General features: G+C 68.6%; 12 protein-coding genes and 1 pseudogene. 10 read left to right on the forward strand and 3 right to left on the reverse strand.

Annotation, left to right across the window (positions count from 1 at the left end; translation table 11 throughout):
* The 7 genes and pseudogenes from C1I89_RS09390 to C1I89_RS09420 all read left to right on the forward strand — a co-directional run.
* Nucleotides 1-280: transposase (locus C1I89_RS09390; protein ID WP_146196897.1), on the forward strand; the 280-nt coding region annotated here is incomplete at its 5' end.
* A gap of 158 nt (nt 281-438) precedes the next feature.
* Nucleotides 439-735 (forward strand): annotated as a pseudogene (locus C1I89_RS09395) (OmpP1/FadL family transporter); the annotation flags it as partial.
* A gap of 60 nt (nt 736-795) precedes the next feature.
* On the forward strand, nt 796-3,186 hold the full coding sequence (locus C1I89_RS09400) for a 3-hydroxyacyl-CoA dehydrogenase/enoyl-CoA hydratase family protein (RefSeq protein WP_102772481.1): 2,391 nt from the start codon (nt 796-798) through the stop codon (nt 3,184-3,186).
* A gap of 138 nt (nt 3,187-3,324) precedes the next feature.
* Nucleotides 3,325-4,500 carry an acetyl-CoA C-acyltransferase gene (locus tag C1I89_RS09405; RefSeq protein WP_102772851.1) on the forward strand — a complete coding sequence of 392 codons (1,176 nt, stop codon included), beginning with the start codon at nt 3,325-3,327 and terminating at the stop codon, nt 4,498-4,500.
* Nucleotides 4,501-4,502: 2 nt separating this feature from the next.
* On the forward strand, nt 4,503-5,702 hold the full coding sequence (locus tag C1I89_RS09410; protein ID WP_102772482.1) for an acetyl-CoA C-acyltransferase: 1,200 nt from the start codon (nt 4,503-4,505) through the stop codon (nt 5,700-5,702).
* A gap of 14 nt (nt 5,703-5,716) precedes the next feature.
* Complete coding sequence (locus C1I89_RS09415) at nt 5,717-6,244, forward strand: DUF4442 domain-containing protein (RefSeq protein WP_102772483.1); 528 nt, start codon at nt 5,717-5,719, stop codon at nt 6,242-6,244.
* A 104-nt stretch (nt 6,245-6,348) separates the two neighbouring features.
* Complete coding sequence (locus C1I89_RS09420) at nt 6,349-8,025, forward strand: AMP-binding protein (protein ID WP_102772484.1); 1,677 nt, start codon at nt 6,349-6,351, stop codon at nt 8,023-8,025.
* Between the two features lie 6 nt (nt 8,026-8,031).
* Here the strand turns inward: C1I89_RS09420 and C1I89_RS09425 are convergent, their stop codons facing one another.
* Nucleotides 8,032-9,603: a sulfatase-like hydrolase/transferase gene (locus C1I89_RS09425; RefSeq protein WP_102772485.1), complete on the reverse strand. Its 1,572-nt coding sequence runs from the start codon at nt 9,601-9,603 to the stop codon at nt 8,032-8,034.
* An 8-nt stretch (nt 9,604-9,611) separates the two neighbouring features.
* The gene (locus C1I89_RS09430) at nt 9,612-10,586 is read right to left on the reverse strand and encodes a Bug family tripartite tricarboxylate transporter substrate binding protein (protein WP_102772486.1); all 975 of its coding nucleotides are present in this window, start codon (nt 10,584-10,586) and stop codon (nt 9,612-9,614) included.
* 148 nt (nt 10,587-10,734) lie between these two features.
* On the opposite strand from C1I89_RS09430, the gene C1I89_RS09435 reads away from it, so the two are divergent.
* The gene (locus C1I89_RS09435; protein ID WP_102772487.1) at nt 10,735-11,259 is read left to right on the forward strand and encodes a MarR family winged helix-turn-helix transcriptional regulator; all 525 of its coding nucleotides are present in this window, start codon (nt 10,735-10,737) and stop codon (nt 11,257-11,259) included.
* 16 nt (nt 11,260-11,275) lie between these two features.
* On the opposite strand, the gene C1I89_RS09440 is transcribed toward C1I89_RS09435, so the two are convergent.
* A complete protein-coding gene (locus C1I89_RS09440; protein ID WP_102772488.1) occupies nt 11,276-12,250 on the reverse strand; it encodes a Bug family tripartite tricarboxylate transporter substrate binding protein in 975 nt (324 codons plus the stop codon).
* 123 nt (nt 12,251-12,373) lie between these two features.
* Between C1I89_RS09440 and C1I89_RS09445 the strand changes: the two genes are divergently transcribed.
* Together C1I89_RS09445 and C1I89_RS09450 are read left to right on the forward strand one after the other, a co-directional pair.
* Nucleotides 12,374-12,898 (forward strand): MarR family winged helix-turn-helix transcriptional regulator, encoded by a 525-nt coding sequence (locus C1I89_RS09445; RefSeq protein WP_102772489.1) that lies wholly within the window; start codon nt 12,374-12,376, stop codon nt 12,896-12,898.
* Nucleotides 12,899-13,146: 248 nt separating this feature from the next.
* A complete protein-coding gene (locus C1I89_RS09450) occupies nt 13,147-15,264 on the forward strand; it encodes a TonB-dependent siderophore receptor (protein ID WP_102772490.1) in 2,118 nt (705 codons plus the stop codon).
* The last annotated feature ends 98 nt before the right edge of the window (nt 15,265-15,362 follow it).

Raw genomic sequence — 15,362 nt, forward strand, 5'->3', positions numbered from 1 at the left:
GCACCAAGGGCGTGACGTAACCTGGCACATTGCCATGCGCCCCGGCAAACGGCGCGCCTTGGGTAACAGCGCAATTGATCGTTTGACGCAAAACATTGAGCGGGCCAAATCCAGTCTTCGAGCCAAGGTTGAGCATCCGTTTCGTGTCATCAAATGCCAATTCGGGTTTCGTAAAGTCAGATTCCGTGGACTGGCCAAGAACACTGCGCATTTGAAAATGTTGTTTACGCTGTCCAATATCTGGATGGCACGCCGCCCGTTGACGGCGGTGGCAGGGTAAGTGCGCCCAAAAAGCGCCAACAGGCCCGAAAACGGGCCTGATCGGGGTGCAAACAACCCGAAAGTGGCGATGATTTGAGCAGTTTTTAACCATTTTTGAATACTTTGGTCATGAGGTCGATTTTTGGATGTTTGAAATCGAGTTCTTCAGACCTTCCCTACAAGTTCGCGCCGGACTGGAAATGGAAGTTCGGCGTGGCCTTCGACCAGTCGCCCGTCTACCAGGCGTCCGACCGCCCGACCTCGCTGCCCGACAACGACCGCTACTGGTTCTCGACCGGCGTGCAGTGGCAGGCCGGCAAGAACACGACGCTGGACGTGGGCTACACCTATCTGTACCTGCGCAAGACGGACATCGACACCACGTCCGGCAACGCCTTGACCAAGGGCCGCGTCGCGGGCACCTATGACAGCAACGCCCACATCCTGGGCGTGCAGCTGTCGTCCCGTTTCTAGCCTTTCCGCCCTGCCCGGAGGGCGGGTTCGCCCCGCCCTCCGTTTTTTCAGGAGACTTCCTTGAGCAAGTTCCTCGTCAAACACGCCGCCGTCCTGGGCGCCGGCGTCATGGGCGCGCAGATCGCCGCCCACCTGGCCAACGCCGGCGTGCCCGTCACGCTGTTCGACCTGGCCGCGCCCGAGGGCGATCGCAACGGCATCGTCAACAAGGCGCTGGCCGGCCTGAGGAAACTGGAGCCGGCGCCGCTGGCCGGCGCCGCGCGCCTGGCGCTGATCACGCCGGCGAACTACGACGACCACCTGGACCGCCTGCGCGGCTGCGACCTCGTGATCGAAGCCATCGCCGAGCGCATGGACTGGAAGACCGCGCTGTACGAACGCATCGCGCCGCACGTCGCGCCCGACGCCCTGATCGCCTCCAACACCTCGGGCCTGTCGATCGACGCGCTGGCCCACGCGCTGCCCGAGAGCCTGCGCGAACGCTTCTGCGGCATCCACTTCTTCAACCCGCCGCGCTACATGCGGCTGGTGGAAATCATCGCCACCCCGCACACGCGCGCCGACGTGCTCGACCAGCTCGAAACCTGGCTGACCTCCAAGCTGGGCAAGGGCGTGGTGCGCGCGCTGGACACCCCCAACTTCGTGGCCAACCGCATCGGCGTGTTCTCGATCCTGGCGGCCATGCACCACACGTCCCGCCTGGGGCTGGGCTTCGACGAGGTCGACGCCCTCACCGGCCCGAAGATCGGCCGCCCCAAGAGCGCCACCTACCGCACCGCCGACGTGGTCGGCCTGGACACCCTGGCCCACGTCGTGGGCACCATGGAAAAGAACCTGCCTGACGATCCGTGGCACCGGTACTTCGCCCTGCCCGGCTGGCTGTCGGCCCTGATCGCCAAGGGCGCGCTGGGCCAGAAGAGCGGCGCCGGCGTCTACCGCAAGCAGGGCCGCGACATCCAGGTGCTGGACCTGAAGGCGCAGGACTACGTGCCCAGCGCCGGCAAGCTGGCCGACGAGGTCGCCGCCCTGCTCAAGGAACGCGATCCCGCGCGCCGCTTCGCCGCGCTGCGCGCCTCCGCCCATCCGCAGGCCCAGTTCCTGTGGAGCCTGTTTCGCGACATCTTCCACTACAGCGCGGTGCAGCTCGAACACGTGGCCGACAACGCGCGCGACCTGGACCTGGCCATGCGCTGGGGCTTCGGCTGGTCGCAAGGGCCGTTTGAGACCTGGCAGGCCGCCGGCTGGCAGGACATCGCCGCGGCCGTGGCCGAGGACATCGCCGCCGGCCGCGCCATGAGCGACGCGCCGCTGCCGGCGTGGGCGCTGGAGCCGGCCCGCCAGGGCGTGCACACGCCCGAAGGCTCGTATTCGGCGCGCAGCGGCCAGCTGCATCCGCGCTCCAGCCTGCCGGTGTACCGCCGCCAGCTGTTCCCCGAGCGCCTGTACGGCGAAGGCGCCGCCGCGCGCGGCGCCACGGTCTGGGAAAACGAAGGCGTGCGCCTGTGGCATCTGCCCGAGCACGACGCCGGCATCGCCATCCTCTCGGTCACGTCGCGCAACCACACGCTGGGCGCCGAAGTACTGGAAGGCGTGCTGCAGGCGGTGGCCCGCGCCGAACGCGAATTCGACGGCCTGGTGATCTGGCACGACGCGCCCTTCGCGCTCGGCGCCAATCTGCAGCAGGTGTCGGAAGCCTGCGCCGCCGGCCAATGGGAAATGCTGGAAGCCACGGTCGAGAAATTCCAGCGCGCCTCGCAGGCCTTCAAGTACGCGCAGATTCCCACCGTGGCCGCGGTGCAGGGCATGGCGCTGGGCGGCGGCTGCGAATTCCTCATGCACGCCACGCACCGGGTGCTGGCGCTGGAAAGCTATATCGGGCTGGTCGAGGCCGGCGTGGGGCTGATTCCGGCCGGCGGCGGCAGCAAGGAGTTCGCCGGCCGCGCCGCCGCGCTGGCGGCGCGCACGGCCACGCCGGGCGAGGTCTTCCCGTACCTGCAGCCGGTGTTCCAGAACATCGCCACCGCCCAGGTCGCCAAGAGTGCGCTGGAGGCCATCGCGGCCGGCTTCGGCCGCGACCGCGACGTGGTGGTTTTCCATCCGGACGAGCTGCTGTTCGTCGCCATCGGCCAGGCCCGCGCCGCCGCTGAGGCCGGCCACACGCCGCCGCCGCGGCTGCGCGACGTGCCGGTGGCCGGACGCGGCGGCATCGCCAACTTCGAAATGGTGCTGCTCAACATGCGCGAGGGCGGCATGATCAGCGCCCACGACTACCGCGTGGCGCGCAGCGCCGCCGTGGCCCTGTGCGGCGGCGAGGTCGACCCCGGCGCCAAGGTGGACGAGGAATGGCTGCTGGCGGTGGAACGCCGGGAATTCATGGCGCTGCTGCGCACACCGGAAACCCAGGCGCGCATCCGCCACACCCTAGACACCGGCAAGCCACTGCGGAATTGACCCCCCCCGAAGCGCCTGCGGCGCTTCCCCCCCAGGGGGGCGCCGGCTGCGGACCGGCGGAGCCGGATCCGCGCGGCCCCGCTAGGCGAGGGCAGCGGCATGCGGAGCGTTATGCGCTATGGACACAAGGAACTGATTATGAACAGACAGATTCAAGACGCTTACATCGTGGCGGCGACGCGGTTGCCGGTGGGCAAGCGCAACGGCGCCTACGCGACCACGCGGCCCGACGACATGCTGGCGGCGGCGATCAACGGCGCGCTGGCGCAGGCGCCGGGGCTGGACCATGCCCGCATCGAAGACGTGATCGCCGGCTGCGCCATGCCGGAAGCCGAACAGGGCATGAACGTGGCGCGCATCGGCCTGCTGCTGGCGGGGCTGCCGCAAAGCGTGGCCGGGGTCACCGTGAACCGCTTCTGCGCCTCGGGGCTGCAGGCGGTGGCCGACGCCGCCGCGCGCATCCGCATGGGCGAGGCCGACATCATGATCGGCGCGGGCACCGAGTCCATGAGCGCCATGCCGCAGATCATGGGCAACAAGGTGGCGATGAACCCGGCCATCTTCGCGCATGAAGAAAATCTCGGCATGGCGTTCGGCATGGGCCTGACCGGCGAAAAGGTCGCCGAGCGCTGGAAGGTCTCGCGCGAGGACCAGGACGCCTTTGCGCTGGCTTCGCACCAGAAGGCCTGCGCGGCCATCGCCGCCGGCCATTTCCGCGCCGAGATCACGCCTTACGAAGTGGTGGCGCACCTGCCCGACGGCGCCAGCGGCGCGGTGCGCGAGGTGCGCCGGCTGGTCGAGGTGGACGAAGGCCCGCGCCCGGACAGCAGCGCCGAGGCGCTGGCCCGGCTCAAGCCGGTGTTCGCGGCGCGCGGCAGCGTCACGGCCGGCAACAGCTCGCAGATGTCGGACGGCGCGGCCGCCGTGGTCCTGGTGTCCGACCGCATCCTGCGCGAATTCAACCTGAGTCCGCTGGCGCGCTTCGCCGGTTTCGCGGTGGCCGGCGTGCCGCCCGAGGTGATGGGCATCGGCCCGGTCGCGGCCATTCCCAAGGTGCTGGCGCGCGCCGGCATCGGGCAGGACGCGCTGGACTGGATCGAACTGAACGAAGCCTTCGCCGCCCAGTCGCTGGCGGTGATCCGCGAACTGAAGCTGGACCCGGCCAAGGTCAACCCGCTGGGCGGGGCCATCGCGCTGGGCCATCCGCTGGGCGCCACCGGCGCGATCCGCACGGCCACCATCGTCCACGGCCTGCGCCGCNAGGCGAGGGCAGCGGCATGCGGAGCGTTATGCGCTATGGACACAAGGAACTGATTATGAACAGACAGATTCAAGACGCTTACATCGTGGCGGCGACGCGGTTGCCGGTGGGCAAGCGCAACGGCGCCTACGCGACCACGCGGCCCGACGACATGCTGGCGGCGGCGATCAACGGCGCGCTGGCGCAGGCGCCGGGGCTGGACCATGCCCGCATCGAAGACGTGATCGCCGGCTGCGCCATGCCGGAAGCCGAACAGGGCATGAACGTGGCGCGCATCGGCCTGCTGCTGGCGGGGCTGCCGCAAAGCGTGGCCGGGGTCACCGTGAACCGCTTCTGCGCCTCGGGGCTGCAGGCGGTGGCCGACGCCGCCGCGCGCATCCGCATGGGCGAGGCCGACATCATGATCGGCGCGGGCACCGAGTCCATGAGCGCCATGCCGCAGATCATGGGCAACAAGGTGGCGATGAACCCGGCCATCTTCGCGCATGAAGAAAATCTCGGCATGGCGTTCGGCATGGGCCTGACCGGCGAAAAGGTCGCCGAGCGCTGGAAGGTCTCGCGCGAGGACCAGGACGCCTTTGCGCTGGCTTCGCACCAGAAGGCCTGCGCGGCCATCGCCGCCGGCCATTTCCGCGCCGAGATCACGCCTTACGAAGTGGTGGCGCACCTGCCCGACGGCGCCAGCGGCGCGGTGCGCGAGGTGCGCCGGCTGGTCGAGGTGGACGAAGGCCCGCGCCCGGACAGCAGCGCCGAGGCGCTGGCCCGGCTCAAGCCGGTGTTCGCGGCGCGCGGCAGCGTCACGGCCGGCAACAGCTCGCAGATGTCGGACGGCGCGGCCGCCGTGGTCCTGGTGTCCGACCGCATCCTGCGCGAATTCAACCTGAGTCCGCTGGCGCGCTTCGCCGGTTTCGCGGTGGCCGGCGTGCCGCCCGAGGTGATGGGCATCGGCCCGGTCGCGGCCATTCCCAAGGTGCTGGCGCGCGCCGGCATCGGGCAGGACGCGCTGGACTGGATCGAACTGAACGAAGCCTTCGCCGCCCAGTCGCTGGCGGTGATCCGCGAACTGAAGCTGGACCCGGCCAAGGTCAACCCGCTGGGCGGGGCCATCGCGCTGGGCCATCCGCTGGGCGCCACCGGCGCGATCCGCACGGCCACCATCGTCCACGGCCTGCGCCGCACCGGCGGCAAGTACGGGCTGGTGACCATGTGCATCGGCACCGGCATGGGCGCGGCCGGCCTGTTCGAAGCCATGTAGGCGGCGCGCCGGCGATGAAGCCCTATTGGTTCAAGAGCCTGTCGCCGCGGTGGCGCGCGCGCCTGATGCGGGTGGGATTCAACCTGCATCCGGCGTTCCGCGCCACCGGCGGGCGCGTGGTGCACGTGTCGCCTGACTTCCAGCACATCCGCATCAAGCTGCCGCTGCTGCGCCGCACGCGCAACATCGTCGGCTCCATGTACGGCGGCTCGCTGTTCGCGGTGACCGACGGCGCCCACCCCACCATGCTGATGTCCGCGCTGGGCGCGGACCACATCGTCTGGGACAAGGCCGCGACCATCCGCTACCGCAAGCCGGCCTACGCCACGCTGTACGCCGATTTCCGGCTGCCGCCGGGCGAGATCGCGGAGATCCGCCGGCTGCTGGCGCAGCATCACGAAACCACCCGCAACTACACGGTCGAACTCAAGGACAAGGACGGCGTCGTCTACGCCGTGGTGGAGCGCAGCATCTACATCGCGGACAAGACGTTCTACAAGCGCAAGAACACCGGCGGCGCGGACTCCGGGCCGCCGCCCTGACCTCCCCGGACATCGCCGTCAGCCGTTTGCGCGACAATACGCCCGCGCGGGCGGCGCCGAAGACGGTCCGCCCGGGCAACCCGCAGCAGTGCATACGAGCGACGATGGAACGAATCTGGCAGAAGAGCTACCCACCCGGCGTCCCCGCCGAGATCGACCTGGACGGCGCGACCACGCTGGTATCCGTGGTGCGCGAAAGCTGCCTGCGCTACGCGGACAAGACCGCGTACATCAGCATGGGCAGGCCGATGCGCTACGCCGAGCTGGACCGGCTGACGCGCGACTTCGCGGCCTGGCTGCACGCCAACGGCCTGGGCCGCGGCGACCGCGTCGCGCTCATGATGCCCAACCTGCTGCAATACCCGGTATGCCTGTTCGGCGCGCTGCGCGCCGGCTGCGTGGTGGTCAGCTGCAATCCGCTCTACACCGCCCATGAACTGCAGCATCAGCTGGCCGACTCGGGCGCGCGCGCCATCGTGGTGGCCGACAACTTCGCCGCCACGCTGGAAAAGGCCCTGCCCGGCACCGCGATCGAACGGGTGCTGGTGACCTCCATCGGCGAAATGCTGGGTCCGCTCAAGGGCCGCCTGGTGGACTTCGCGGTGCGCCGGATCAAGCGCATGGTGCCCGCGTGGACCATACCCCGCGCCGTCCGGCTGGGCGCGGCATTGCGCGCCGGGCGCGCCGCGCCCTTCGAAGAGGTCCCGCTCGACCAGCGCGACCTGGCCTGCCTGCAATACACGGGCGGCACCACCGGCGTGGCCAAGGCCGCCATGCTGACCCACGGCAACCTGGTGGCCAATCTCAACCAGGCCTACGCCTGGGTGCGCCCGCTGGTGACCGAGGGCGAGGAATGCATCGTGACGGCGCTCCCGCTCTATCACATCTTCGCGCTGACGGCGAACTGCCTGACCTTCATGCGCATGGGCGCAAGCAACCTGCTCATCATCAATCCGCGCGACATCCCCGGGCTGGTCAGGGAAATGCGCAAAGTACCGTTTTCCGCTTTCACCGGCGTGAACACGCTGTTCAACGCGCTGCTCAACAACCCGGATTTCGCGCGCCTGGATTTCTCGCGGCTGCGGCTGACCATGGGCGGCGGCATGGCGGTGCAGCGCGCCGTGGCCGAACGCTGGCGCGCCGTGACCGGCCGCTCGCTGGCGCAGGCCTACGGCCTGACCGAGACCTCGCCGGCCGTCACCATCAACCCGCTGGACGTGCAGGCGTTCACCGGTTCCATCGGCCTGCCCGTGCCGTCGACCGACCTCTCGATCCGCGACGACGCCGGCCGCGAGCTGGGCATAGGCGAAAGCGGCGAGATCTGCGTGCGCGGCCCCCAGGTCACGCAGGGCTACTGGAAGCGCCCCGACGAGACGGCGCTGGTCATGTACCCCGACGGGTTCCTGCGCACCGGCGATATCGGCTACGTGGACGAGAACGGCTACGTGTTCCTGGTCGACCGCAAGAAAGACATGATCCTGGTGTCGGGCTTCAACGTCTATCCCAACGAGGTCGAGGACGTGGCCGCGCTGCATCCCGGGGTCAAGGAAGTGGCGGCGGTCGGCGTGCCCGACGAGCGTTCGGGCGAGGCGGTCAAGCTGTACGTCATCCGCAAGGACCCGGCGCTGGACGCCGAGACCCTGATCGCGCATTGCCGCCAGCAGCTGACCGGCTACAAGGTGCCGCGCTACGTCGAGTTCCGCGAGGACCTGCCGCGCAGCAGCGTGGGCAAGATCCTGCGCCGCGAGCTCAAGCCCGCGGCGCCCCCGGTGCGGGCCTGAGGCGCGCTACCACTGGCCGAAGAAAATGCCGGCCCGCTTGTGCGCGTTGGTGGATTTTTCGATGGCCTCGTCGCTGATGGTGGTGCGGCGCTTGGTGCGCAGCATCCATTCCAGCAGGCGCTGGCGCAGCGCCTGGCGCGTGCCGGCATGCGCGCTGCTGCGGCCCAGGTCCTGGAACTCGCCGGGATCGGCCTGCAGGTCGAACAACTGCTCGGGTTCGTCCAGCCAGTACACGTAGCGCCAGCGGTCCGTGCGCACCGACCAGGCGCGCGCGTTCTGCGGCGTCTTGCCGCACAGCACGCGGGCCTGGCGGAAACTGTAATCCAGCTCCGAGAACACGCAGTCCCGCCATGCCGCCGCGCCGTCGCCGCCGCCATGCAGCAGCGTCTGCAGCTCGCGGCCTTCGAGCCGGTGGCCGGGGACGGGCGCGCCCAGCGCGCGCAGCACCGTGGGCGCCACGTCCACGCTTTCGACCATGTCGGAAAGCACCTTGCCGCGCGTGGCGTCGGCCTGGGCCGACGGGTCCATCACGATGAACGGCACGCGCTGCACGGTGTCGTAGAACAGCTCTTTTTCGCCCAGCCAGTGATCGCCCAGGAAGTCGCCGTGGTCGGCCGTGAACACGATGAGCGTGTTCTTCATGAGGCCCGCGCCCTCCATGTAGTCGAACAGCCGGCCCAGGTGGTCGTCGAGCTGGCGGATCAGGCCCTGGTAGGCCGGGCGCACCACCCGCACGCATTCGTCGGTGGAGAAACTGAGGCTTTCCTCGTGCTGGCGGTAGGCCGCGACCACCGGATGCGCGTCGGCCAGTTCTTCCTGGTTGCGCTGCACCGGCAGGCACTGGTCGGCCGTGTACATCCGGTGGTAGGGAGACGGCGCCATGTACGGCCAATGCGGCTTCACGTAGCTCAGGTGCAGCACCCAGGGCTGGCTGCCGCGGCGCTTCATGAAGTCCAGCGCCTGGTCGGTCATATAGGCGGTTTCCGAATGCGCCTCGGCCACGCGCGCCGGCAGGTGCACGTTGCGCATGTTCCATCCGCTGGCCACGCGCCCGTCGGTGTCCAGGCCGGCGATGACGTAGTCGGTCCAGGGATCGGCGCTGTCGTAGCCATGGCGGCGCAGGAACGCCGGATAACCGCTTTCGTCGCCGGGTTCGTGGTGGCCGTCGTAGCGGTCCAGCTCGGTGAAGCCGCCGCGGCTGAGCAGCACGCCCAGCTCGGAGGCGCCGTCGATGGACAGGCGCTCCATGCCGGCCTTGTCGGCAATGATGTGCGTCTTGCCGGCCAGCGCCAGGTCGCGGCCCTGCCCCGCCAGGTACTCGCCCAGCGTGACTTCGTTGACCGACAGCGGCACGCGGTTCCAGGTCGCGCCGTGGCTGGACGGATAGCGCCCCGTGTAATAGCTCATGCGCGAAGGGCCGCAGACGCCCGAATTCACGAACGCCCGGTCGAAGCGCGCGCCGCGGGCGGCCAGCGCGTCCAGGCTGGGCGTCTGCAGATAGGGATGGCCATAGCAGCTGAGGTGATCGGCCCTGAGCTGATCGGCCATGATGAACAACACGTTCTGCACGGTACTCATGCCTGCTCCTATTGTTCCGCCTTGAAGCCGGATTCTCGCACCACGGGCTCCCACTGCTTGCGGTACGCGGCCAATTCTCGGGCGGTTTCGCCCGCGTCCATGGACACCGGCTCCAGGTAGACCGCGCGCACCGCTTCCTGCATGGCGGGCTCCTTCATGACGGCGGCGATGTCCGCGCTCAGGCGGTCGATCCTGGCCTGCGGCATCGACGCCGGCGCGAAGAACGCGTTCCAGCCATCGGCCACCAGGTCCAGGCCCTGCTCGCGGAAGGTGGGCACGTCATTCAGTTCCGCGGGGCGCTGCTCGCCCGACGTCGCCAGGATGCGCAGCTTGCCGGAGCGGTGCTGCGGCAGCAGGGTGTCGAGCGAATCGATGCCTTGCGGCAGGACGCCGCCTATCAGTTCGGTGATCAGCGGCGACGAACCGCGGTAGCCGACCACCTCGGGCGCGTCGCCCAGCTCGCGGCCCAGCATCAGCGCGAAGAAATGCGGCAGGCTGCCGGTGGCCGGCACGCCCAGGCTGAACTGCCTGGGATGACTCTTCAGCCACTGGCGCAGGCCGTCCACGTCCCGGATCGGCGAATCGGCCGACACGGCCAGCGCGAACTTGTAGCGGCTGACCAGCGACACCGGCTTGAAATCGCGCTGGGCGTCGTAGCCGGCCTTGGCGTACACCAGGGGCGCCACCACCATGACGGCCGGATTCGCCAGCATCAGCACGTTCTGCTCGGCCGATACCGCGCGCATGCCCTGCGCCGCGATGCGCCCGCCCGCGCCCGATTTGTTCTCCACCACCACGGGCACGCCCACCCGCTCGGTCAGCCGGGTGGCGACCAGCCGCGCGATGCGGTCGGAACTGCCGCCCGGCGCATACCCCACCACGATCGTCAGCGGGCTTTCCAGCGGGGCCTGCTGCGCACAGACCTGCGGCACGGTTCCCGCCAGCGCTGCCGCGACCGCGGCGCCCGTCATCCACTTAAGCATTGTCTTCTCCTGCCGACAGCTGCGCTGTCGATTATGGTGATTACTGCCTGTCCCCGGATGGGAAAGCCGACTGTAGCAACGCGGATATTTGTTGATCTAATCCACTACTTGCAATCATGATTTGCGTTGCCTCAAGAAAGGAGCAGCCATGCAGAACCCCCTCCAGCCTGGCCAACGTCCCGTGACGGACATGCTGCTGTACCGGCTCTACCAGGCCTGGTGGCAATCCAATCCGGTGTTCCTGCGCCTGTGCGAAGGACGGTTCGGCATCACGCGCCGCCAATGGCGCATCCTGGCCTGTACGGTCGAAGACGGCACCATGAGCACGGCCGAACTGGCGGCCACCGCCAAGCTGGACCTGGCGCGCACGTCCCGTACCGTGGGCGCGCTCTGTGAAAAGGGCTTGCTGCGCCGCCTGCACGACAGCGCCGACCGCCGCGTGGTGCGCGTGGCGGTGACGGACGAGGGCCTGGCCCTCTACCAGGGCCTGCTGCCCGAAATCGCCCGGCTCAACGACCTGCTGGTGCAGGACCTGAGCGCCCAGGAAGTCGCCGTGCTGCGCGACCTGCTGGGCCGCATCGAACAGCGCGGACGCCGCATGTCGCAGGACAACATCGTCGCGGAAAAGGCCAGCAGGCGCGAGGGCGGCACGCGCCGCGCCCGCCCAACCTGAGGCCGCGCATCCGCCGCTATTGATCGGCCTTGAAACCCGATGCCCGCACCACCGGCTCCCATTGCTTTTGATAGGCCGCCAGCGCTTCGGCGGTTGCGCCGGCGTCCATGGACACCGGCTCCAGGAACGCCGCGCGCACGGCTTCCTGCATCTCGGGTTCCTTCATGACGGCCGCGATATCCGCGCCCAGCCGCTCGATCCTGGCCTGCGGCATCGCAGCCGGCGCGAAAAAGGCATTCCAGCCCTCGGCCACCAGGTTGACGCCCTCCTCGCGGAAGGTGGGCACGTCGGGCAGATCGGCGTCGCGCTTCTCGCCTGAAACGGCCAGGATGCGGACCTTGCCGGAACCGGCCAGCGGCAGCAGCGTATCCAGCGTGGTGATGCCTTGCGGCAAGACGCCGCCGACCAGCTCGTTGATCACCGGCGTCGAGCCCCGGTAGCCGACCACCTCGGGCTGCTCCTTCAATTCGCGGCCCAGCATCAGCGCGAAAAAGTGCGGCAGGCTGCCTGTGGCCGGCACGCCGATGGTGAGTTGCCTGGGATGCGCTTCGATCCACTGGCGCAGGTCCGCCAGGTTCTTGATCTGCGAATCCGGAGGCACGGCCAGCGCGAACTTGTAGCGGGTGACCAGCGACACCGGCTTGAAGTCGCGCTGGGGATCGTAGCCGGGCTTGGCATAGACCAGCGGCCCCACCACCATGACGGCCGGATTCGCCAGCATCAGCACGTTCTGCTCGGCCGACGCCGCGCGCATGCCCTGCGCCGCGATGCGCCCGCCCGCGCCCGACTTGTTCTCCACCACCACGGGCACGCCGACGCGCTCGGCCAGCCGGCTGGCGACCAGCCGCGCGACGCGGTCCGCCGTGCCGCTAGGGGCAAACCCCACCACGATCGTCAGCGGTCCTTCCAGCGCAGCCTGCTGCGCACCGGCCGGCGCAACGGCGCCCGCCAGCATTGCCGCGACCGCGGCTCCTGCCATCCATTTACACATGCTTGTCTCCTGGTGACAGCGGCCCACTGTCGTTTATGGTTGTCGCTGCAAGGCCGGCTCCCGAATGCGGGATTCGAATGTAGCAACGTGAGCATTTATTGATCTAATTCAGGACTTGCGGACATGAACTGCGACACCTCGAACGGCCAGCGCTGCCTGGCGGACATGCTGCTGTACCGGCTGTACCAGGCCTGGTCGCAAGCCAACCCCGTCTTCCTGCGACTTTGCGAAGGGCGCTTCGGCATCACGCGCCGCGAATGGCACATACTTGCCTGTGCCGTCGAAAGCGGAAGCATGAGTTCGGCCGAACTGGCCGCCGTCGCCAAGCTGGATCTCACGCGCACGTCCCGCACCCTGAGCACGCTCTGCCAGAAGGGCTGGATACGCCGCAGGCAGGACGGCGCCGACCGCCGCGTGGTGCGCGTGGAAGCCACCGAAGAGGGCAAGGCCCGCTATCACGCGCTGCTGCCCGAAATCGCGCGCCTGAACAACCTGCTGGTGCAGGATCTGGACGATCGGGAGGTCGCCCTGCTGCGCGATTTTCTTGGCCGCATCGAACAGCGCGGACGCCGCATGTCGGAGGACAACGTCGTGGCGGAAAAGGCCAGCCGCCGCGACGGAGGCACGCGCCGCGCGCACCTGTCCTGAAGCCTGACTGTCGCGCCGGACCAACAACCGGCGGCACCGCCACCCGCCCCCGCGCGCCGCCGCCAAATCCCTGAAACAACGGGTTTTTTTCGACCCCACGCCCTGCCGGCCGCCCTGGCCCGCGGGGCTTTTTTACATTTTTGGCGGACTGTTTCTTTGAATTGCATGGCCGCAATAATTAATAATAATTATCGTTGTCATTCGCATGTCAGTCCATTTGACGGCCGCGCGGCCGCTGGAGATCCCACTTGAAACGCCATTTCCACCCGGCCGCCCGCCCTGCGCGGCCGCAAGCCCTGTTGCCCCTGGCCGCCGCGCTGGCCGCCTGCCTAGGCGGCGCCGCGCAGGCCCAGCCCGCCGAACCCGCCACGCTGCTGCCCGCCGTGGAGGTCACGGGCGCGGCGGAAACCGCCACCAGTCCGGTCGCCGGCTACGTGGCCACGCGCAGCGCCACCGGCACCAAGACCGACACGCCGCTGTCGGAAACACCCCAGGCCATCACCGTGATCCCGCGCGACCAGATCGTCGACCAGGGCGCCCAGAACATCCAGGACACCATGAATTACGCCGCCGGGGTGCGGCCGAACGCGTACGGCGTGGACAACCGCGCCGACTACGTGCGAGTGCGCGGCGTCGAGCCGGTGCAGTACCTGGACGGCCTGCGCCAGTACTTCAGCTTCAACAATCCGCGCACCGAGGTCTATGCGATGGAGCGCGTGGAAGTGCTGCGCGGCCCCTCCTCCATGCTGTACGGACAGGGCAGCACCGGCGGCATCGTCAATCTGGTCAGCAAGCGGCCGCTGGAAGAAGCGCAGCGCGAAATCGGCGTGGTGCTGGGCAACCACAACCGCCGCGAGATCCAGGCCGACCTGACCGGCCCGGTGACCGAAGACGGCCAATGGCTGTACCGCGTCATCGCGGTCGGACGCGACAGCGACACCCAGGTGCAGTACGCGCCGGACGACCGCCTCATGCTGGCGCCGTCGCTCACCTGGCGTCCCAGCGCCGCCACCTCGCTGACGCTGCAGGCCACCTGGCAGAAGGACCGCGCCGGCACCACGCAATCGTTCCTGCCGTGGAGCGGCTCGGTGCAGGAGAATCCCAACGGCCGCATTCCGACGCGGCGCTTCACCAGCGAGCCGGGCTTCGACGCCTACGACACCGAGCAGTTCAGCGTGGGCTGGCTGTTCGAGCACCAGTTCAACGACACCTGGAAGGTGCGACAGAACTTCCGCAACACGGTCAGCAGCGTCGACTACAAGACGCTGTATCCCAACGTGTACGGCGCGCGCCGCGGCGATTCCTACATCGATGCCGAGCAGCAGACGGTCGACCGCTACTTCTACGTCAACAAGCCGCGCATGCGCACCCTGCTGGCCGACCAGAACCTCGAAGGCAAGCTGCACTGGGGCCGCACCGAACATACGGTGATCTTCGGCATGGACTACTCGCGCTACCGCGAGACCAGCCAGACCGCCACCGGCGCCGGCTCGCCGCTGAACCTGTTCCATCCCGAGTACGGCAACGCGCCGCAATACGAATTGAGCGACAAGCCCAAGCAGAACCAGCAGCAGATCGGCTTCTATGCCCAGGACCAGATCACCTTCGACCGCAACTGGATCTTCCTGGCCGGCATCCGCCGCGACCGCGCCGACAGCACCACCGCGGGCCAGGACCGCGAGACGGACCTGGCCACCACCAAGCGCTTCGGCCTGATGTACGCGGCGGACAACGGCTGGTCGCCTTACCTCAGCTACAGCGAATCGTTCACGCCCATCGCCGGCGCCGACTTCTACGGCGACCGCTGGCAGCCGATGCGCGGCAAGCAGGTCGAGGCCGGCATCAAGTACATGCCCAAGGACGCCGACATCGAATTCACCGCCGCCGCCTACGACCTGCGCGAAGAGAACCGCCAGACCAACGACCCCGACAATCCCAACAACCAGGTGCAGGCCGGCAAAACCCGCACCCGCGGCGTCGAACTGGAGCTGCGCGGGCGCGTCACCAAGGAACTGGACGTGATCGCCAACTACATCTACACCGACATCGACCCGCAACTGGAGGCGCAGCCCAAGCACATGGCGTCGATGTGGGGCAAGTACCGCTTCGCGCTGGCCGGCCAGCCCGGCTTCGCGGTGGGCGCCGGCGTGCGCTACCTGTCGGCCTTCCGCGACGGCGGCGCGCCCGAGACGCCCGCCGTCACGCTGTTCGACGCCATGATCAGCTACGACAACGGCCCGTGGCGCTACGCCCTGAACGTCAACAACATCGCCGACCGCAGCTACGAAGTGGTCTGCCTGGACCGCGGCGACTGCTTCTACGGCGCGCGCCGCACGGTCATGCTGAGCGGCGCCTACCGCTTCTAGCGGCGGGCGCGGGAAAACCTGTACGTACATCCTGTACGTACAGGTGTACACTACGGTTTTCCTTCGTCTTTTCAACCACCTGACAGACGCCTGCACTA

It is taken from the genome of Achromobacter pulmonis, from assembly GCF_002885955.2.
Lineage (GTDB): Bacteria > Pseudomonadota > Gammaproteobacteria > Burkholderiales > Burkholderiaceae_B > Achromobacter > Achromobacter pulmonis_A.

Coding starts and splice junctions, on each gene's coding strand:
- C1I89_RS09440 (WP_102772488.1), bottom strand. CDS start 12,250: ATGTGTAAATGGATGGCAGGAGCCGCGGTCGCGGCAATGCTGGCGGGC.
- C1I89_RS09445 (WP_102772489.1), top strand. CDS start 12,374: ATGAACTGCGACACCTCGAACGGCCAGCGCTGCCTGGCGGACATGCTG.
- C1I89_RS09435 (WP_102772487.1), top strand. CDS start 10,735: ATGCAGAACCCCCTCCAGCCTGGCCAACGTCCCGTGACGGACATGCTG.
- C1I89_RS09420 (WP_102772484.1), top strand. CDS start 6,349: ATGGAACGAATCTGGCAGAAGAGCTACCCACCCGGCGTCCCCGCCGAG.
- C1I89_RS09425 (WP_102772485.1), bottom strand. CDS start 9,603: ATGAGTACCGTGCAGAACGTGTTGTTCATCATGGCCGATCAGCTCAGG.
- C1I89_RS09415 (WP_102772483.1), top strand. CDS start 5,717: ATGAAGCCCTATTGGTTCAAGAGCCTGTCGCCGCGGTGGCGCGCGCGC.
- C1I89_RS09430 (WP_102772486.1), bottom strand. CDS start 10,586: ATGCTTAAGTGGATGACGGGCGCCGCGGTCGCGGCAGCGCTGGCGGGA.
- C1I89_RS09410 (WP_102772482.1), top strand. CDS start 4,503: ATGAACAGACAGATTCAAGACGCTTACATCGTGGCGGCGACGCGGTTG.